An 18836-nucleotide genomic window follows, 5' to 3' on the forward strand; every position below is an offset into this window, starting at 1 on the left:
ATAGCCGGTGTCGACGCCGTTCTATGTCTCACCCCAGCAGGCCATGGCCGACCGGGCGGAATACGCCCGCAAGGGCATCGCCCGTGGTCGCAGCCTCGTTGTGCTGCAGTACGCCGACGGCATTGTGTTCGTCGGCGAGAACCCGTCCCGCGCACTGCACAAGTTCAGCGAGATCTATGACCGGATCGGCTTCGCGGCCGCCGGCAAGTACAACGAGTACGAGAACCTCCGCATCGGCGGCGTGCGCTACGCCGATCTGCGGGGATACACCTACGACCGGGACGATGTGACGGCCCGTGGGCTGGCCAACGTCTACGCCCAGACGCTCGGCACCATCTTCTCCAGCGCGGCCGAGAAGCCGTACGAGGTGGAGCTGGTGGTCGCCGAGGTCGGCAGCGAACCCGAGGGCGACCAGATCTACCGGCTGCCGCACGACGGTTCGATCGTGGACGAGCACGGCTCGGTCGCGGTCGGCGGCAACTCCGAGCAGATCAGCACCTTCCTCGACCAGCGCCACCGCGACGGCATGACGCTGGCCGAGGCGCTCAAGCTGGCCGTCCAGGCGCTCTCGCGGGAGCCGGGCGGCGGCGAGCGGGAGATCCCCGCGGAACGCCTGGAGGTCGCGGTCCTGGACCGCACCCGCCCCCAGCAGCGAAAGTTCAAGCGGATCGTCGGCCGTCAGCTGGCCCGGCTGCTGGACACGGAGGCCGCCGGCAGCACGCCGACGGACGCCCCGTCCGACACCGAGGACGGCGACAGCACGGACGGCACGGACCGTGCCGACGGCACGACCGACTCCACGGAGGAGACGGAGAAGTAACGCGGCAGCAGGACAGTGCCCCCGGGTCCCGGCCCGGGGGCACGGTCATGCCCGGCCGGGTGGCGGCGCCGTGGAGCCGCGTACGACGAGCCGCACCGGCAGGCCGTCCCGCTCGGCGGGGCGGCCGTCCAGCACCGCGAGCAGCGCCTCCATGCCCCGTTCCCCGACCCGCTCCGCCGGCAGCCGCACCGTGGTCAGCTCCGGCTCCAGCGCGGTGGCCAGCGCCAGGTCGTCGAAGCCGGTGACCGACAGTTCGTCCGGCACCCGCAGGCCGAGCCGGCGGGCCGCCTTGCAGGCCCCGGCGGCCAGGATGTCGTCGTCGCAGATGATCGCGGTGGGCCGCTCCCCGAGGGCCGACAGGGCCTGCTCGGCCGCCTCGCGCCCCGCCCGTACGTCCAGCGGGGCGCGCACCGTGCGCACCGTCGCGTCCCCCGCCTCTCCCAGCGCGTCGTGCAGCGCCCCGGCGCGCACCGCGAACGTCCAGGTGTCGACGGCGGACGCCAGATGCAGGAAACGGCGGTGGCCGAGCCCCAGCAGATGGTCCGTCACCTGCCGCATTCCGTCGGCGATGTCGAGGTTCACATGGGCGGCGGGCCCGGTGTCCGAGGGATCGCTGTCCAGCATCACCAGCGGCAGGTCCGCCCCGTGCAGGGCGCCCAGCGCGTCGGCCGCCATCGAGGACGCGATGACCCCGTCGAGCGCGGCGCGGGCCGAGGCGAAGGGGTCCCGGGCCGGGCCCGTGCCGTCGATCGACGGGTAGAGCACCACGCCGAAGCCGTGCTCGGCGGCGAGCTCCGCCGCCCCGGCGTACACCCGCGCGAAGAACTCGTTGGTGAGCGCGGGCACCACCAGCAGCGCCGTCCTGGTGCGGCCGAGACGCAGACTGCGCGCCGCCAGATTGGGCCGGTAGCCGATCTCCGCGGCGGCGTCCCGCACCCGCTGGGCCGTGGTCTCCGACACCCTGCCCGGCCACTTCCCGCCGAGCACCAGGGAGACCGTCGCCTGGGAGACGCCCGCCGCCCGGGCCACGTCGCGGCTGGTGGGCCGGGCGGGGACGGGCTGCTGCGCGCTGGTCACTCGTGCCTCCGTGCGGGATGTCTCCGTCATGCCGCGAGGTGGACCCGCGAACTGCGCACATGGTACGTATGAACCTCGACGTTATACGTAACACCTCGGGGGCGGCGCAGCCGGTCGGGGCGGAGAGGGGCGGACATGGCCGCGGGATATCTGGAGATCCTCCGGGCGCGGCATGCCGCCCGGCTGCTGACGGGCACCCTGGTGGGGCGGCTGCCCAACGGCACCGCGCACATCGCGATCGTGCTGTTCACCCGGGCGGAGGGCGGCAGCTACACCCTGGCCGGCGCGCTCGCCGCCGCGTACGGCCTGGCCACCGCCGTCGGGCAGCCGCTGCTCGGCCGCGCGGTGGACCTCTACGGGCAGCCGCGCGTCCAGCTCCCCGCCGCCGTGCTCTCCGCCCTCGGGATGGCCCTGCTGGCCGTCACCGGCCTCGGCTCCCTTCCGCTGGCCTACCTCGCCGTCATCGTCGCCGGAGTCGCCACACCGCCGCTGGAGGGCGGCCTGCGGGCCCTGTGGCCCAGCGTCCTCAAGGGCGAGGGCCAGGTGCACCGGGCCTACGCCATGGACGCCGTGGCGCAGGAGATCATGTTCACCGTCGGCCCGCTCCTGGTGACGCTGCTCGTCTCGCTCTGGTCGCCCGCCGCCGCGCTGCTCGTCATCAACGCGATCGGCGTCCTCGGCGCCCTCTCGGTGGTCCTGTCCGAGCCCTCGCGCACCTGGCGCTCCGCGCCCCGGGAGGCGCACTGGCTCGGCGCCCTGCGCTCGCCCGGACTCCTCGCCCTGCTCGGCGCCTTCTTCTTCGTCGGGCTCGCGCTGGGCTCCATCACGGTGGCCGGGGTGGCGTACGCCGACGACCACGGCCGGGAATCGGTGTACGGGTGGCTGATGGCCGCACTCGGACTCGGCGCGCTGATCGGTGGCCTGGGCTACGGGGCCCGGCAGTGGGCCGGCGCCCCCGAGAAGCGGCTGCGGGTCATCGTCGGGCTGCTGGCACTGGGCTATCTGCCGCTGACGCTCACCCCCTCGGTGCCCGTCATGACCGCCCTCGCCGCGCTCGCGGGGGTGTTCCTCGCGCCGGCCATCGCCTGCTCCTTCATCGTGGTCGACCGGCACGCGCCGCGCGGCACGGTGACCGAGGCGTTCTCCTGGCTCGTCACCACGTTCGGTGTGGGCGCGGCGGCCGGCACGGCCGTCGCGGGGCCCGCCGTCGAACTCGGCTCGACCGCCTGGAGCTTCGCCGTCGCCGGGGCCGGGGGAGTGGCCGCCCTGCTGGTCCTCCTGGCCACCGGGAACGTCCTCACGCCCCCCTCCCGCACGCCCGCCGTCGTGACGGGATCGGAAAATGATCGAAACGGAGCCGTCGAACCCGGTTTCAGCTCAGGCCATAAGGCGTAATGTTCAGTCATGGACCGCCGCATTTTCGGGCTGGAGAACGAGTACGGCGTCACGTGCACGTTCAGGGGACAGCGCCGACTGTCACCTGACGAAGTGGCGCGCTACCTCTTCCGCCGTGTTGTGTCATGGGGCCGCAGCAGCAATGTCTTTCTGCGGAACGGCGCCCGCCTCTACCTCGACGTGGGATCGCATCCGGAATATGCAACCCCCGAATGCGACAACGTGACCGAGCTGGTCACGCACGACAAGGCGGGCGAGCGCATTCTCGAAGGCCTGCTCGTCGACGCCGAACGCCGCCTGCACGAGGAGGGAATCGCGGGCGACGTCTATCTCTTCAAGAACAACACCGACTCGGCGGGAAACTCCTACGGCTGCCACGAGAACTACCTCGTCGCCCGCCACGGAGAATTCTCCCGGCTCGCGGACATCCTCATTCCGTTCCTCGTCACCAGGCAGCTGATCTGCGGTGCGGGCAAGGTGCTCCAGACCCCGCGCGGCGCGGTCTACTGCGTCAGCCAGCGTGCCGAGCACATCTGGGAGGGCGTCAGCTCCGCGACCACCCGCTCCCGGCCGATCATCAACACCCGTGACGAACCCCACGCCGACGCCGAGCGGTACCGCCGCCTCCACGTCATCGTCGGCGACTCGAACATGTCCGAGACGACCATGCTGCTCAAGGTCGGCGCCACCGACCTGGTGCTCCGCATGATCGAGGCCGGCACGGTGATGCGCGACCTGACCCTGGAGAACCCGATCCGGGCGATCCGCGAGGTCAGCCACGACCTCACCGGGCAGCGCAAGGTGCGCCTGGCCAGCGGCCGGGAGGCCTCGGCCATCGAGGTCCAGCGGGAGTACTACGAGAAGGCCGTGGACTTCGTCGAGCGCCGGGGCATCCGCACCGGCACCGTCGACCAGGTCCTGGAGCTGTGGGGCCGCACGCTGGACGCGGTCGAGGCCCAGGACCTCGACCGGATCGACACCGAGATCGACTGGGTCATGAAGTACAAGCTCATCGAGCGGTACCGGGCCAAGCACAACATGACCATGTCGAACCCGCGGGTCGCCCAGATAGACCTCGCCTACCACGACATCCACCGCCGCCGAGGCCTCTTCTACCTCCTGGAGCGCAAGGGGCAGACCGCCCGTATCTGCAACGACCTGAAGATCTTCGAGGGCAAGTCGGTGCCCCCGCAGACCACCCGGGCGCGGTTGCGCGGCGACTTCATCCGCAGGGCCCAGGAGCAGCGGCGGGACTTCACCGTCGACTGGGTCCACCTCAAGCTCAACGACCAGGCGCAGCGCACGGTGTTGTGCAAGGACCCGTTCCGCTCGGTGGACGAGCGGGTGGAGAAGCTGATCGCCGGCATGTGATCCGGCGGACCCGCGGTACGGCCCCGGCCCCCGGACCCACAGGTTCCGGGGGCCGGGGCCGTACGTGCGGGGTCCGGACCCAACCGGATCGAAGGGCCTAGAGTGTTGCGGGACCGCATCACCGTGCCCCCTGAGATCTGAGGAACCAGTGCGCCGAATTGCCGGCCTTCTTCTCGCCCCCCTCCTGCTGCTGACAGCAGTGGCGTGCGGCAGCGACGACAAGGCCTCCGACTCCGCCTCGTCCAAGAACGGCGTGCCCGCGATCACCGCGGGCGCCGAGTTCGGCGAGAAGCCCACCCTCTCCAAGGGCGAGGGTGACCCGCCCAAGGAGCTGAAGACCGACGTCATCAGCGAGGGGGACGGCGCGAAGCTCAAGAACGGCGACGCGATCCAGGTCAACTACCTCGGCCAGGCGTGGGACTCCACCAAGCCGTTCGACAACAGCTTCGACCGCAAGCAGCCCTTCGACCTCACGCTCGGCGCGGGCATGGTCATCCAGGGCTGGGACAAGGGCCTGGTCGGCCAGAAGGTCGGCAGCCGCGTCGAGCTGGTCATCCCGCCGGAGCTCGGCTACGGCGAGCAGGGCCAGGGCGACATCAAGCCCAACGCCACGCTGGTGTTCGTCGTCGACATCCTGAAGGCCACCCAGATCCCGGCCTCCGCCAAGGGCACCGAGGTCGCCCAGGACAACGTCGACCTGCCCAAGGTCGGCGTCAAGACCGACGGCAAGGCCCCGACGGTCACCATCCCCAAGAGCGACCCGCCGAAGAAGCTCGTCTCCAACTACGTCCTCGAGTCCGACGGCGAGGTCGTCAAGGAGTCCGACAGCGTCGTCGTGAACTACGTCGGCATGATCTGGAAGGGCGCCAAGGAGTTCGACAACACGTACAGCACGGGCAAGACCCAGACCTTCCCGCTGTCCCAGGTCACCCTCAAGGGCCTGAAGAACGGCCTGGTCGACAAGAAGGTCGGCAGCCGGGTGCTGCTCGTCATCCCGCCGGACCAGGCCTTCGGCGACCAGCAGCAGCAGGCCATCCCGAAGAACTCCACCCTGGTCTTCGCCGTGGACATCCTCGCCAAGGTGTAAGACTGTCCCGGTTGCCCAGTTCATCATTTAGAGGAGCAGTTTCCGTGAGCATCGAGAAGCCCGAGGTCGACTTCCCGGGTGGCGAGCCGCCGGCCGACCTGCAGATCAAGGACATCTGGGAGGGCGACGGCGCGGTGGCCCAGGCCGGCCAGACCGTCTCCGTCCACTACGTGGGCGTGGCCTTCTCCACCGGCGAGGAGTTCGACGCCTCCTGGAACCGCGGCACCCCGCTGCAGTTCCAGCTCGGTGCCGGCCAGGTCATCTCCGGCTGGGACCAGGGCGTGCAGGGCATGAAGGTCGGCGGTCGCCGCGAGCTGATCATCCCCGCGCACCTCGCCTACGGCGAGCGCGGCGCGGGCGGCGGCAAGATCGCCCCGGGCGAGACGCTGATCTTCGTCTGCGACCTCGTCGCGGTCTGATCCGTTCCGGTCGTACGAGTGAGGGCCCCCGCCGCACGGCGGGGGCCCTCACCGCTCTCCGGCGGGTCCCGCCACCGCTCCCCGGCCGACGACCGCCTTTTGGTCCCCACACCCCGGGGCGGTACGGTCGACGGTCGTAGAGCAACAAGAGAAAGGGCGTCGATGGCGATTGCCAAGGCCGAGCGGTTGATGAACCTCGCGCTGTGCCTGCTGGGGACCCGGCGCCCACTCAGCAAGCGCGAACTCCGCGGATCCATCGAGGCCTACCTCGAAGCGGGATCCGACGACTCCTTCAACCGGATGTTCGAGCGCGACAAGGACGATCTGCGCGAGCTCGGCCTCGTCATCGAGACCGTCGAGAACCTCGACGGCGACACCGGATACCTGGCCCGCCGGGACAGCAACCGGCTGCCCCCCATCACCCTGGACGCCGAGGAGGCCGCGGCCCTCGGCCTCGCCGCCAAGGTCTGGCAGCAGGCCCGCCTCGCCGGAGCCGCCAGCGGCGCCCTCCAGAAGCTGCGGGCCGCCGGAATGCCGGAGGCCGAGGACGCCTACGAGGTGCACAGCGCCCTCGAACCCCGCATCCCCGTCCACGAGGCCGCCTTCGAGCCCCTCATGCTGGCCTGCCGGGACCGGCGCCCCGTCACCTTCGACTACCGCAAGGCCAACTCCGCCCGCGCCGAGCAGCGCCAGGTCGAACCCTGGACTCTCGAATGCTGGCGCGGCCACTGGTACCTGGCGGGCTGGGACCGCGAGCGCGGCGCCGAACGCGTCTTCCGGCTCTCCCGCATCACCGGCAGGGTCCGCTCCCGCGCCGGGGCCTTCAGCGCCGAGGTGCCCGATGTCGTCACCGTCCGCGAGACCGTCGAGAGCTGGGCCGGCGAGACCGCGACCCGCACCGCCCGGATCAGGCTGCGCGCCGGAGCCGGCTACCCGCTGCGGTCGCGCGCGATAGCCGTGAGGGAACGCGGCGACGGCTGGGACGAGCTGGAGATCCCGTACGGCCACGGCCTCGACGCCTGGCTCGTCGAGTTCGGTCCGGACGTCGTCGTGGAGGAACCCGCCGATCTGCGGGCCGATGTGGTGGACCGGCTCCGCGCCGTGGCCAAGGACTAGGGGCAGGGAAGAACGATGGCCACGAACGCGATCGACCAGACCCGCCGGATGCTGTCCCTGGTGACGTATCTGCGCGAGCGCCCCGGCGCCCACGTCCAGGACGTGGCCCGGGCCTTCGGGATCACCGAGGACGAGCTGATCTCGGACCTCGACGTCCTGCCCATGTGCGGCACCAGCTTCCGCGGCGGCGACCTCCTCGACATCGACACCGACGGCGACCGGATCTGGTGGCACAACCCGGACGACGTCGCCGAGCCGCTCCGCCTCGCCGCCGACGAGGCCACCGCGCTGCTCGTCGCCGCCCGCGCCGTCGCGACCCTGCCCGGCCTGCGCGAGAGCGACCGGGAGGCCCTCGTCCGCGCCACCGCCAAGCTGGAGACGGCCGCGGGCGAGTCCGGCGCGGCCAGTTCCCGCCTCTCGGTGACCTTCGAGGCGGAGGGCGGCGTCTTCGCCGACGTCGACCGGGCCATCTCCGAACGCCGCCGGCTCTGGCTGCGCTACTACTCGCCCGCCCGCGACGAACTCACCGAGCGCGAGGTCGACCCGATCCGCCTCTTCGCCGTCGGCCACACCTATATGGAGGGCTGGTGCCGGCTCTCCGAGGCCCGCCGGACCTTCCGGCTGGACCGGGTCGCCGAGATCCGCCTCCTCGACGCGCCCGCCGCCCCGCCCGAGCTGGAACTGCGCGACCTGTCCGCGGGGCTGGTCCAGCCCGCCGCCGAGGACCCGGAGGTCGTCATCGAGGTCGGCACCGGCGGCCGCTGGGTCGCGGAGTACTACCCGCACGACCGCGCCGAGGAACTCCCCGACGGCGGCCTGCGGATCACCCTGCGCACCCCGGACCCGGCCTCCCTGCGCCGGCTCGCCCTGCGCCTCGGCGGCGACGGCCGCATCGTCACCCCGCCGGAGCTCGCGGACAGCGCCCGCGAGGCCGCCCGGGACGCACTCGCCGCCTACGAGGACGCGGTCTGAGACCCGAGGAGGGCCCCCACCGATGAACCGGACGCTCCTGTTCCCGGCCGCCGCCGGGACCCGCCCGGCGGCGCTGCCCGGCGCCGGACCCGTTCCGGTGCCCGTACCCGCGGCCGTACGCTTCCGGGCCGCCTGCCCCGACTGCCGGGGACGCTTCGAGCTGGCCGCCGCGGCACTGCGCCTCGCGATCGGCGCCACCAGCCGCACCACCTTCTACACCTTCACCTGCCCCGAGTGCGGCGCCTCGGTCCGCAAGCCCGCCGGAGAGCGCATCATCGAACTGCTCACCGGCGGCGGCGTACGGACGCTGCGCCTGCACACCGCCCGGTAGCGACCCGACCGCAGCCCGCGCGAACCCCGTCGGACGCCCGGCAGGGAGCACCCGTGGACACCCCGTAGCACCCCCGTAGGAAGAGGCACCGCCGTATGTTCTGGCCCATGCTCGCCATCGCCCTGGGATTCCTGGGCATCGCCGTGCTCGGCGTGCTCGGCGTCAAGGTCTTCGTCGAGGCCCGGCGTCTCGGCCGGCAGGTCACGGTCACCGCGGAGCGGATCAACCGGGCGTCCGAGGACCTCGAACGGGCGGCCACCCGCCTCGCGGCCACCGGCGAAGGCCTGCGATGACGGACCCCGATGCCTGATGTTCGACCGCACCGGGGGGTACGCTGCATGGGTCGGCCCAGGCAGGGAGGTGCGGGTCGCAAGCAGGAGTACGCACGGGCATTGCCTCGCGTTTACCCCTGCGGGTTACGATCGCTGCCAAGCGCAACGATCGGACGTATGCCCGGTCGAACGGGTAGCGAGCCCACCCTCCAGCCGCCTCAGTGAGAAGGAAGTCGCACATGATCGGCAATCTGAAGCCCCTCGAGATCGTTCTGATCATCGCTGTCATCCTGCTGCTTTTCGGTGCCAAGAAGCTCCCCGACATGGCGCGCTCGCTCGGCAAGTCGGCCCGCATCCTCAAGAGCGAGGCCAAGGCCATGAAGAAGGACGACGCGGCGACCGCGGCGCCCACGACGGAGACCGTCGCCGACGACACGGTCCCCCCGCAGTCCACCACCGCGCGCACCATCCAGGCCGCTCCGGGAGACGTCACCAGCTCCCGCCCGGTCAGCGAGGCCAAGCCCACCACCCAGAGCTGACAGCTGACGCGCTCCGCCGACAGCCGCCGCACGAGACGAGGGAAGTGGGTTGCTCAAGTCTGCCCGCAAGCAGGAGAAGGACGACGAGGGGCGGATGCCTCTTCTCGATCACCTGCGTGAGCTGCGTAACCGGCTGCTGAAGGCCGTGCTGGCGATCGTCGTGGTGATGATCGTGGCGGCGTTCTACCAGAAGGAGATCTACGAGTTCCTTCTGGCTCCCATCCAGGAGTCCGTCGGCTGCAAGAACGGCGTGGTGACCACCGTCGACGGCAAGTCCTGCGCACTGCTGAAGACCGACACCCTGATCGGGCCGTTCACCAACGCGCTCAAGGTCGCGCTGATGTCCGGTGTGCTGCTGGCGACCCCGGTCTGGCTCTACCAGCTGTGGGCCTTCGTCGCCCCCGGGCTGCACAAGGGCGAGAAGCGCTACGCCTACGCCTTCGCCGTCGTCGGCGCGCCCCTCTTCCTGGCCGGCGGATACCTGGCGTACGCGATCCTGCCGCAGACCGCCGAGATCATGCTCGGCTTCAGCCCCGACGACGTACAGAACCAGATCGGACTCGACAGCTATCTGGACCTGCTCGTCCGGATGGTGATCGTCTTCGGTCTGGCCTTCGAACTGCCGCTGCTGCTCATCGCCCTGAACATGACGGGTCTGGTCACCGGCAAGCGGATGCTCACCTGGTGGCGCGGCATGGTCGTCGGCCTCACCGCGTTCGCCGCCATCGCGACCCCCGGCGGCGAGCCCATCTCGATGCTCCTGCTGGCCGGCCCCCTCGCGGTCCTCTACTTCATCGCCGTCGGCTTCTCCCTGGTGAACGACAAGCGGCGCAACCGCAACAACCCCGACGCCGAGCTCAGCGACGACGAGGCCTCGGATCTCGATCTGACGCCCGAGCCCGTCGGCCGCGTCGAGAACGTCTCCGGCTCCCGCCCGGCGCTCCCGGGCCAGGCGTCCGGCGAGGCGGACGGTCCCGGATCGCACCGGCTCAACGGTTACGACGACATCACCTGACCTTGTAGGGTCCGGCGGGTGACCAGCGAGATCACCCTCTTCGTCAATCCCACCGCGGGGCGCGGCCGGGGCGCGCACGCCGCGCAGCCGGCCGCTTCCGCGTTGCGGGACGCCGGATTCTCCGTCCGCACGGTGCTGGGCGAGGACGCCGACGACGCCCTGCGCCGGGCCCGCGAGGCCGTCGCGGCGGGGACCGGAGCGCTGATAGCCGTGGGCGGGGACGGGCTGATGTCCCTCGCCCTCCAGGCCGTCGCGGGGACCGCCACCCCGCTCGGCGTCGTCGCCGTCGGCACCGGCAACGACTTCGCCCGCGCGCTGGGGCTGCCGATACGCGACCCGGCCGCCGCCGGACGGCTGGCCGCGCGGGCGCTCAAGGACGGCGGCCACCGCGACATCGACCTCGGGCGGGTCGGGGAGCGCTGGTTCGGTTCCGTGCTCGCCTCCGGCTTCGATTCCCGGGTGAACGACCGGGGCAACCGGATGCGGTTCGTCGGCGGACGGTTCAAGTACGACCTGGCGATCCTCGCCGAACTGGCCGCCTTCCGGCCTATCCCGTACCGGATCCGGCTCGACGGCGGCGAGGCCGTCGAGATCGAGGCCACGCTCATCGCGGTGGGCAACGGGACCACGTACGGCGGGGGCATGCGGATCTGCGCCGACGCGGAGATGGACGACGGACTCTTCGACGTGACCGTGGTGGGGGAGTGCACCCGCACCACGCTCCTCAAGGTCTTCCCGAGGGTCTACCGGGGCACGCACCTGAGCCACCCCGCCGTCACCGTGCACCGGGTCTCCTCGATCGAGCTGGCTGCGGCCGGGGTCACGGCGTACGCGGACGGCGAGCCGCTGGGCGCGCTGCCGCTCACCGCCACCTGTGTACCGGGCGCCGTGCGGGTGCTCGCCGGGCACCGGGAAGGCCCCGGCCGGACCCCGGGGGAGGGAACGGCCACGGGCATTTAAAGATCGCGCTGAGTGTCAGAGGTGACGGGTAGGCTCGTAGCCAAGATGACAGAGGACCTCTCACCAGCTGAGCGATACCAGGCTTCTCGGGACCGTGCGGCCGAGATGGCGACGGCTCTCGGGCCCTTCCGCGAGATGTACGAGTTCGGTCTGGACCCGTTCCAGATCGAGGCCTGCCAGGCACTGGAGGCGGGCAAGGGGGTGCTGGTCGCGGCCCCCACCGGGTCGGGCAAGACGATCGTCGGCGAGTTCGCCGTGCACCTGGCCCTGGAGCAGGGCCGCAAGTGCTTCTACACCACACCGATCAAGGCGCTCTCCAACCAGAAGTTCGCCGATCTCGTCAAGCGGTACGGCGCCGACAAGGTCGGCCTGCTGACCGGCGACAACAGCGTCAACTCCGAGGCGCCGGTGGTCGTGATGACCACCGAGGTCCTGCGGAACATGCTGTACGCGGGCTCCCCGTCGCTGTCCGGCCTGGGCTATGTGGTCATGGACGAGGTGCACTACCTCTCCGACCGCTTCCGGGGCGCGGTGTGGGAGGAAGTGATCATTCACCTCCCGGAGTCCGTGACGCTGGTCTCCCTGTCGGCGACCGTCTCCAACGCGGAGGAGTTCGGCGACTGGCTGGACACCGTGCGCGGCGACACCGAGGTGATCGTCTCCGAGCACCGCCCGGTGCCGCTCTGGCAGCACGTGATGGCCGGACGCAAGATGTACGACCTCTTCGAGGAGACGACCGACCACGGCGGCCGGGGCGCCGGACGCCGCGAGGTCAACCCCGACCTGGTCCGGCTCGCCCGGCAGGAGAGCCAGAACGTCTACAACCCCCGCGACCGCCGCCGGGGAAAGATGGTGCGCGAGGCCGACCGTGAGCGCGAGAGGCGACAGCGCGGCCGGATCTGGACGCCCGGCCGGCCGGAGGTCATCGACCGGCTGGACAACGAGGGCCTGCTCCCGGCCATCACCTTCATCTTCAGCCGGGCCGGCTGCGAGGCCGCCGTCCAGCAGTGCCTGTACGCCGGGCTGCGGCTCAACGACGAGGACAAGCGCCGGCTGGTGCGGGAGATCGTCGAGGAGCGGACCGCCTCCATCCCTGGCGAGGACCTGCACGTCCTGGGTTACTACGAGTGGCTCGAAGGGCTGGAGCGGGGCATCGCCGCGCACCACGCGGGCATGCTGCCGACCTTCAAGGAAGTCGTCGAGGAGCTGTTCGTCCGGGGGCTGGTGAAGGCCGTCTTCGCCACCGAGACCCTGGCGCTCGGCATCAACATGCCCGCGCGTTCCGTGGTGCTGGAGAAGCTCGTCAAGTGGAACGGCGAGCAGCACGCCGACATCACCCCCGGCGAGTACACCCAGCTCACCGGACGGGCCGGACGCCGCGGCATCGACGTCGAGGGCCACGCGGTGGTCCTGTGGCAGCGGGGCATGGACCCGACGGGGCTGGCCGGCCTCGCCGGCACCCGCACGTATCCGCTGCGCTCCAGCTTCCGCCCCTCGTACAACATGGCGGTCAACCTGGTGCAGCAGTTCGGCCGGCACCGCTCGCGGGAGCTGCTGGAGACCTCGTTCGCCCAGTTCCAGGCGGACAAGTCCGTCGTCGGGATCTCCCGGCAGGTGCAGCGCAACGAGGAGGGCCTGGAGGGCTACAAGGAGGGCATGACCTGCCACCTCGGTGACTTCGAGGAGTACGCGCGCCTGCGGCGCGACCTCAAGGACCGAGAGACGGAGCTGGCCAAACAGGGCGCGGCGCAGCGGCGGGCGGCAGCGGCCTCCTCCCTGGAGAAGCTGAAGCCGGGAGACGTCATCCATGTGCCGACGGGGAAGTTCGCGGGGCTGGCCCTGGTGCTGGATCCGGGGCTGCCCGCCGGGCGGGCCAACGGGCACCGCGGCTTCGACCACCACGACGGGCCGCGTCCCCTGGTGCTGACCGCCGAGCGGCAGGTCAAGCGGCTGGCCTCGATGGACTTCCCGGTACCGGTGGAGGCGCTGGACCGGATGCGCGTCCCGAAGTCGTTCAATCCGCGCTCGCCGCAGTCCCGGCGCGATCTGGCCTCCGCGCTGCGGACGAAGGCCGGGCACATCGTGCCCGACCGGCACCGCAAGGGGCGGGCGCCGGCCGCCGACGACCGCGAGATCGCCCGGCTGCGGACCGAGCTGCGCGCCCACCCGTGCCACGGGTGCGACGAGCGGGAGGACCACGCGCGGTGGGCCGAGCGCTACCACCGTCTCCAGCGGGACACCCGGCAACTGGAGAAGCGGATCGAGGGGCGGACGAACACGATCGCCCGGACGTTCGACCGGATCGTCGCGCTCCTCACCGAGCTGGACTACCTCCGGGGCAACGAGGTCACCGCGAACGGGCGGCGGCTCGCCCGGCTCTACGGGGAGCTGGACCTGCTCGCCAGCGAGTGCCTGCGGGAAGGGGTCTGGGAAGGGCTCAACCCCGCTGAACTGGCCGCTTGCGTCTCGGCGTTGGTCTACGAGGCGCGGCAGGCCGATGACGCGGTCGCGCCCAAGCTGCCGTCCGGGCCCGCCAAGGTCGCCATGGGCGAGATGGTGCGGATCTGGGGGAGGCTGGACGCTCTTGAGGAGGACTTCAAGATCAACCAGACGGAGGGGGTCGGGCAGCGTGAGCCCGATCTCGGATTCGCCTGGGCGGTCTACATGTGGGCCTCCGGCCGGACGCTGGACGAGGTGCTGCGCGAGGCGGAGATGCCGGCGGGCGACTTCGTACGGTGGTGCAAGCAGGTGATCGACGTGCTGGGGCAGGTGGCCGCGGCGGCTCCCCGGGATGCGGGGGAGGGGGCGAGCTCCGTGGCGAAGAACGCGCGCAAGGCGGTGGACGCGGTGTTGCGGGGAGTGGTGGCGTACAGCTCTGTCGGCTGACGCCGGTGCCGGTGCCGGTGCCGGTGCCCTGTGGCGCTGACGGGTTGGGGCCCGTGGTGCGGCGCTGTCCGCCTGCGGCGGGCTTGTTCCCCTACCCGCCCCTTCCCGAAACCGGGGCTCTGCCCCGGACCCCGCTCCTCAAGCGCCGGAGGGGCTGGGGAGAGCCGGAGGGGCTGGGGAGAGCCGGGGAGTCGAAGAGGGAAGAGGGCCGGGCCCCGCTCCTCGGGCGCCGGAGGGGCTCACCGGAGAGGCGAGGCTGTCGGGGTGCGGGGTGGGTCAGGTTTTGCGGGTTCTGGCCGCTGCTCCCGCGCAGACCATGCCCAGCAGGACGGCCAAGCCGCCGACGATGATGTTGTTGATCACGACCCCGGCGTCGGGGCTGCTGCCCACCACCCAGCTCGACACGATGATCCACGCACCCATGGCGCAGATCGCCCAGCTCAGGCCGTACATCCGCGCCGGCATCACCGTGAAGCCGAGAGCCAGCACCGCGATGGCGATGCCCATCACCAGGTTGTGCGTGACCAGGGCCGGCTGGCTGGCCGTGAAGTGGAGCACCCACGGGGAAACGGCGCAGTAGAGGCCGACGAGGAACACCGGCGCGTCCACCAGCGCCACATCGCGACCGCCCATCACCCGGTCGTACCGCGCACGCATTTCGGAGGCGTCGGGGTGGCCCGACAAGTCACTCCTCGCGTGTGAGACGTTGCTCATGAGATCTCGTCTCCTTCGTCGTGCGGGCCCCGCCGCCTTGGGGATGGATGCGGCAGGCACCCTCATCCCCATAGTGCTCTTATCGGGAGCTTATGTGTACTTTTCGGGCGATTTTATTGGTGAGGATTCTCAGGGGCCCCGGGCCCTTCGGAGTCCAGCCGGCCCGCCAGGGTGCGAAGGTCCCCCGTGGTCAGCCGACGGTCCCCGTGGCCGGGGAGCGGTACGTGCAGGGGTTCGGTCCAGCGGGCGGGGATCATGCCGAGGCCGTACACCGCTCCCGCCAGGCCGCCCGTCACGGCTGCCACCGTGTCGGTGTCCCCGCCGACGTCGACGGCGGCGGCCAGGGACCGCTCGAAGGTGTCCGTCGTGCGCAGTGCCCAGAGGGCCGTGCCCAGACAGGGCCACACCGCGCCGTTGAACTCGGTCGCCAGGCCCGGGTGCCAGTCCGGGGCGAGCACCGTCGCCCAGCGGGCGCGGTGGTCGGCGTGCACCTCGGCCAGCGTCGCGGGGAGGGCGGCGAGCGGGTCCTGGCCCGCCAGCGCGACCCGCACCAGTTCGTGGAAGACCGCGGTGCCCTCCCAGGCCGCCCGGTCTCCGTGGGTCAGGGCCGCGATCCGGCGCGCCGCCTCCATCGTCGCCGGCCGGCCCGCCCGTGCGAAGTACACCGCCGACGTGGTTGCCCGCATCAGCGAACCGTTGCCCGCGGCCCGCCCGTTGAGCTGGAAGTGCAGGGCCGCCGCCAGGTCCCACGGTTCGCCGTTGGTCAGCACGTCCTCGGTCTGGAGGCCGATGTCCTTCGGCCCGCCCGCGGCCCACCGCCGGAACCGGTCGAACACGTCCGGCAGGTCCAGGCCGCCCCGCTCCAGCAGCGACTCCCCGACCAGCACGGCCATCTGTGTGTCGTCCGTCGCCTCGCCGGGGTCCCAGCCGCCGCCCCCGCACAGCGTCCCGACGCCGTCCGGGAAGCGGGCGGTGAACACACCGGCGGGGCCGAACTCGAACGGGGCGCCGAGGGCGTCCCCGGCGGCGGAACCGACCACGGCTCCGGCCACACGGTCGGCACGGCCCAGGGGGTCACGGTGTGTCATCCCGTCAGGCTAAGGGCTGCCCCGCGGAGCGGTGCCCGCGCGAGAAGAGGGGCGGGAGCGCGAAGAGGGGCGGGGAGCGGTGGCGTGCCACCGCTCCCCGCCCCCTCGCCCGTGGGGGCCTGGGTGTTACTTCGGGGGCATCAGGACCGTGTCGACGATGTAGACCGTCGCGTTGGCGGTCGGGACATTGCCGCAGACGACCTTCGACGAGTCGTTCACGGTGTACTCGACGCCCGAGCCGGCCGTGGTCAGCTTGCTCTTCTCCAGCGTGTCGAAGGAGCCCTTCTCCAGCTGCTGGGGCGTCAGCTTCTGGCCCACCACGTGGTAGGTGAGGACCTTGGTGAGCTCGGCCTTGTTCGCCAGCAGCGCGTCCAGGTCGGCCTTCGGGATCTTGGCGAAGGCGTCGTTGGTCGGGGCGAACACCGTGATGTTCTCCGCGTTGTTGAGCGTGTCGACCAGGCCCGCCTGCTTCACGGCGGCCACCAGCGTCGACAGTTCCTTGTTGTTCGAGGCGGCCGTGGCGACCGGGTCCTGCGCCATGCCGTCGAACGAGCCCGCGCCTTCCTTCGGCACCGACGAACAGGCCGGGCCGAACGGCTCGTCCATGGTCGCCGAGTCATCGGCCGAGGGGCTCGCCGGCGCGGACGAACTGGGGGCCGAACCCGCTGCCGAGTCCTTGGAGGAGTCCTCCGACGAGCAGGCGGTGAGGGCGAGCGGCAGCACGGCCGCCGCGGACACGGCGACGGCTGCGCGGCGGAAGAGGAGCGTGTTCATGGCGTTTCTCCTGGATCGAATGTCTGGTGCGAAGAGAGAAAGAGGACGGGGGAGTGGGGCATCCGGGGGGCGGGACGGCCGGGGGAAAAGCCCCCGGCCGTCCGCGCGCCGTTCCGTTCCGCTCTCACACCAAGGGTTCGGCGCCGGGCGGCCGGCGGATTGCTCCCGGGCCCTTGTTCACTCGTTCGGAGTAGATCCACTGGCCGACCAATCCATCCGTCCACCAGCCACGAATGGAGGGTGAGGAGCGCTTCCAGTCAGGGCTCCGACCTGTGCGGAAGAACCGGAGGGAGCCGGAAATGGCAGGGGAACGACGGCGGACGGCCGTGATCGGGTCCGGGGTGGCGGGACTGACCGCCGCCCACGTTCTCCGGAACGCCCACGAGGTGACGCTGTACGAGGCGGACGACCGCGTCGGAGGCCACGCCCACACGCATGACCTGGCCGCCTCCGACGGCCGGGTGCACCGCGTCGACTCCGGGTTCATCGTGCACAACCGGCGGACCTACCCCCATCTGCTGCGTCTCTTCGACGAACTGGGCGTCACCACCCAGGAGTCCGAGATGTCGATGTCCGTACGGTGCGAGGGGTGCGGCCTCGAATACGCGGGGGCGCGCGGCCCGGCCGGGCTTCTCGCACAGCCGCGCTCCGCCGTGCGCGGACCCTATCTGCGCATGCTCGCCGAGGTGCCGCGCTTTCACCGCGCGGCCCGGGCCCTCCTGGAACTGCCGGAGGACGGGGCGGGCGGGACGAGCGGGATGACGCTGGGCGAGTTCGCCCGGCGCGGGCGGTTCTCGCCCTACTTCCACGCCCACTTCCTCACGCCCATGGTCTCCGCCGTCTGGTCCTGCGACCCGGTCACCGCCCTGCGCTACCCGGCCCGCTACCTCTTCCGCTTCCTCGCCCACCACGGCATGCTCACCATCGGCGACTCCCCGGTCTGGCGCACCGTCACCGGAGGGTCGCGCAGCTACGTCGACCTCCTCGTCAAGCAGCTCACCACCGTGCACACCTCCACCCCGGTGCGCGCCGTCACCCGGCACGCGGACGGCGTCGAGATCACCACCGAGGACGGCACGAGCACCCCGTACGACTCCGTCGTCATCGCCACCCACCCCGACCAGGCGCTGCGGCTGCTCGCCGAACCGACCGAAGCGGAGCGCGGCACGCTCGGCGCGTTCCGGTACTCCCGCAACCCGACCCTGCTCCACACGGACACCGCGCTGCTCCCGCGCGCCCGGGGGGCCAGGGCCTCCTGGAACTACCTGATGCCCTCGTGCGCCGCCGACGCCGACCGCGTCACCGTCAGCTACGACATGAACCGGCTGCAACGCCTCGACGCGCCCGAGACCTTCGTGGTCACACTGAACGGCTCCGACCGCGTCGACCCCGCCTCCGTGCGCGCCCGCATGGTCTACGAGCACCCCGTCTACACCCCGGAATCCGTCGCCGCCCAGGACCGGCTGCACACCCTGTCCGGCCCCGTCACCGCCTACGCGGGGGCGTACCACGGCTGGGGGTTCCACGAGGACGGCTGCCGTTCGGGGGTCGAGGCCGCGGCGGCCCTGGGGGTGAGGTGGTGAACGCCCTCTACCCGTGCACCATCACGCACGTCCGGAACCGGCCGACGCGGCACGCGTTCCGCCACCGCACGTACCTGTGGCTCATCGACCCCGACCGGCCGCCCCGGCTGCCACGGGTCCTGAGGCCACTGGCCCGGTTCGACCCCCGCGACCACTTCGGCGGCACCGCCCCCACCATCCGGGCCGGCCTGGAGCGCTTCCTGCGCGCCCGGGACGTCGAACTCGGCGACGGCACCGTCACCATGCTCACCCAGGCCCGGGCGTTCGGGTACGTCTTCAACCCGATCACCGTCTACTGGTGCCACCGCTCCGACGGCACTCCCCTCTGCGTCGTCGCCGAGGTCCACAACACCTACGGCGGTCGGCACGGCTACCTCCTGCGTCCCGACGGGAGCGGCCGGGTCCTGGCCGACAAGG

The 18836-nt window shown here is 71.5% G+C and carries 19 protein-coding genes; 15 read left to right on the forward strand and 4 right to left on the reverse strand.

The genetic code is table 11. The features are described from left to right. The first annotated feature begins 7 nt into the window (after positions 1–7). Positions 8–820: a proteasome subunit alpha gene (gene prcA / locus DTB53_RS36415; RefSeq protein ID WP_012381576.1), complete on the forward strand. Its 813-nt coding sequence runs from the start codon at positions 8–10 to the stop codon at positions 818–820. Between the two features lie 45 nt (positions 821–865). On the opposite strand, the gene DTB53_RS36420 is transcribed toward prcA, so the two are convergent. Continuing rightward, positions 866–1897, reverse strand: coding sequence for a LacI family DNA-binding transcriptional regulator (locus tag DTB53_RS36420; protein ID WP_030706029.1), 1032 nt, complete (start codon positions 1895–1897; stop codon positions 866–868). A gap of 135 nt (positions 1898–2032) precedes the next feature. Between DTB53_RS36420 and DTB53_RS36425 the strand changes: the two genes are divergently transcribed. The 12 genes from DTB53_RS36425 (at position 2033) to DTB53_RS36480 (ending at position 14260) form a co-directional block, all read left to right on the forward strand. Next, positions 2033–3292, forward strand: coding sequence for an MFS transporter (locus tag DTB53_RS36425; RefSeq protein ID WP_003970170.1), 1260 nt, complete (start codon positions 2033–2035; stop codon positions 3290–3292). A gap of 9 nt (positions 3293–3301) precedes the next feature. Beyond that, positions 3302–4663 (forward strand): Pup--protein ligase, encoded by a 1362-nt coding sequence (gene pafA, locus DTB53_RS36430; protein ID WP_003970171.1) that lies wholly within the window; start codon positions 3302–3304, stop codon positions 4661–4663. Positions 4664–4811: 148 nt separating this feature from the next. Beyond that, on the forward strand, positions 4812–5750 hold the full coding sequence (locus DTB53_RS36435; protein ID WP_003970172.1) for an FKBP-type peptidyl-prolyl cis-trans isomerase: 939 nt from the start codon (positions 4812–4814) through the stop codon (positions 5748–5750). A gap of 44 nt (positions 5751–5794) precedes the next feature. Next, positions 5795–6169: an FKBP-type peptidyl-prolyl cis-trans isomerase gene (locus DTB53_RS36440; RefSeq protein ID WP_003970173.1), complete on the forward strand. Its 375-nt coding sequence runs from the start codon at positions 5795–5797 to the stop codon at positions 6167–6169. 162 nt (positions 6170–6331) lie between these two features. Then, entirely contained in the window at positions 6332–7285 is a 954-nt protein-coding gene (locus tag DTB53_RS36445) for a helix-turn-helix transcriptional regulator (protein WP_003970174.1), read from the forward strand. Between the two features lie 15 nt (positions 7286–7300). Further along, the gene (locus tag DTB53_RS36450; RefSeq protein WP_003970175.1) at positions 7301–8257 is read left to right on the forward strand and encodes a helix-turn-helix transcriptional regulator; all 957 of its coding nucleotides are present in this window, start codon (positions 7301–7303) and stop codon (positions 8255–8257) included. 22 nt (positions 8258–8279) lie between these two features. Further along, the gene (locus DTB53_RS36455; protein WP_003970176.1) at positions 8280–8588 is read left to right on the forward strand and encodes a hypothetical protein; all 309 of its coding nucleotides are present in this window, start codon (positions 8280–8282) and stop codon (positions 8586–8588) included. Between the two features lie 95 nt (positions 8589–8683). Beyond that, positions 8684–8881, forward strand: a complete 198-nt coding sequence (locus tag DTB53_RS36460) for a membrane protein (RefSeq protein ID WP_003970177.1) — start codon at positions 8684–8686, stop codon at positions 8879–8881. Positions 8882–9099: 218 nt separating this feature from the next. Continuing rightward, complete coding sequence (tatA, locus tag DTB53_RS36465) at positions 9100–9399, forward strand: Sec-independent protein translocase subunit TatA (RefSeq protein WP_003970178.1); 300 nt, start codon at positions 9100–9102, stop codon at positions 9397–9399. Between the two features lie 49 nt (positions 9400–9448). After that, positions 9449–10414 carry a twin-arginine translocase subunit TatC gene (gene tatC / locus DTB53_RS36470; RefSeq protein WP_003970179.1) on the forward strand — a complete coding sequence of 322 codons (966 nt, stop codon included), beginning with the start codon at positions 9449–9451 and terminating at the stop codon, positions 10412–10414. Between the two features lie 18 nt (positions 10415–10432). Next, positions 10433–11374 (forward strand): diacylglycerol kinase, encoded by a 942-nt coding sequence (locus tag DTB53_RS36475; protein WP_003970180.1) that lies wholly within the window; start codon positions 10433–10435, stop codon positions 11372–11374. Between the two features lie 45 nt (positions 11375–11419). Continuing rightward, complete coding sequence (locus DTB53_RS36480; RefSeq protein ID WP_003970181.1) at positions 11420–14260, forward strand: DEAD/DEAH box helicase; 2841 nt, start codon at positions 11420–11422, stop codon at positions 14258–14260. Positions 14261–14536: 276 nt separating this feature from the next. Here DTB53_RS36480 and DTB53_RS36485 read toward each other — a convergent pair whose 3' ends face one another. The 3 genes from DTB53_RS36485 to DTB53_RS36495 all read right to left on the reverse strand — a co-directional run bounded on the left by DTB53_RS36485 (position 14537) and on the right by DTB53_RS36495 (position 16836). Next, complete coding sequence (locus DTB53_RS36485; RefSeq protein WP_012381578.1) at positions 14537–14974, reverse strand: SPW repeat protein; 438 nt, start codon at positions 14972–14974, stop codon at positions 14537–14539. Between the two features lie 113 nt (positions 14975–15087). Continuing rightward, positions 15088–16062: an ADP-ribosylglycohydrolase family protein gene (locus DTB53_RS36490; RefSeq protein ID WP_012381579.1), complete on the reverse strand. Its 975-nt coding sequence runs from the start codon at positions 16060–16062 to the stop codon at positions 15088–15090. Positions 16063–16188: 126 nt separating this feature from the next. Beyond that, positions 16189–16836, reverse strand: a complete 648-nt coding sequence (locus DTB53_RS36495; RefSeq protein WP_012381580.1) for a fasciclin domain-containing protein — start codon at positions 16834–16836, stop codon at positions 16189–16191. Positions 16837–17135: 299 nt separating this feature from the next. On the opposite strand from DTB53_RS36495, the gene DTB53_RS36500 reads away from it, so the two are divergent. Together DTB53_RS36500 and DTB53_RS36505 are read left to right on the forward strand one after the other, a co-directional pair. Next, the gene (locus DTB53_RS36500) at positions 17136–18419 is read left to right on the forward strand and encodes an NAD(P)/FAD-dependent oxidoreductase (RefSeq protein WP_003970184.1); all 1284 of its coding nucleotides are present in this window, start codon (positions 17136–17138) and stop codon (positions 18417–18419) included. Beyond that, the coding region (locus DTB53_RS36505; protein WP_370454263.1) for a DUF1365 family protein at positions 18416–18836 on the forward strand (421 nt) is incomplete at its 3' end. The genes DTB53_RS36500 and DTB53_RS36505, both read left to right, overlap by 4 nt.

Source organism: Streptomyces griseus (assembly GCF_900460065.1).
GTDB lineage: Bacteria > Actinomycetota > Actinomycetes > Streptomycetales > Streptomycetaceae > Streptomyces > Streptomyces griseus.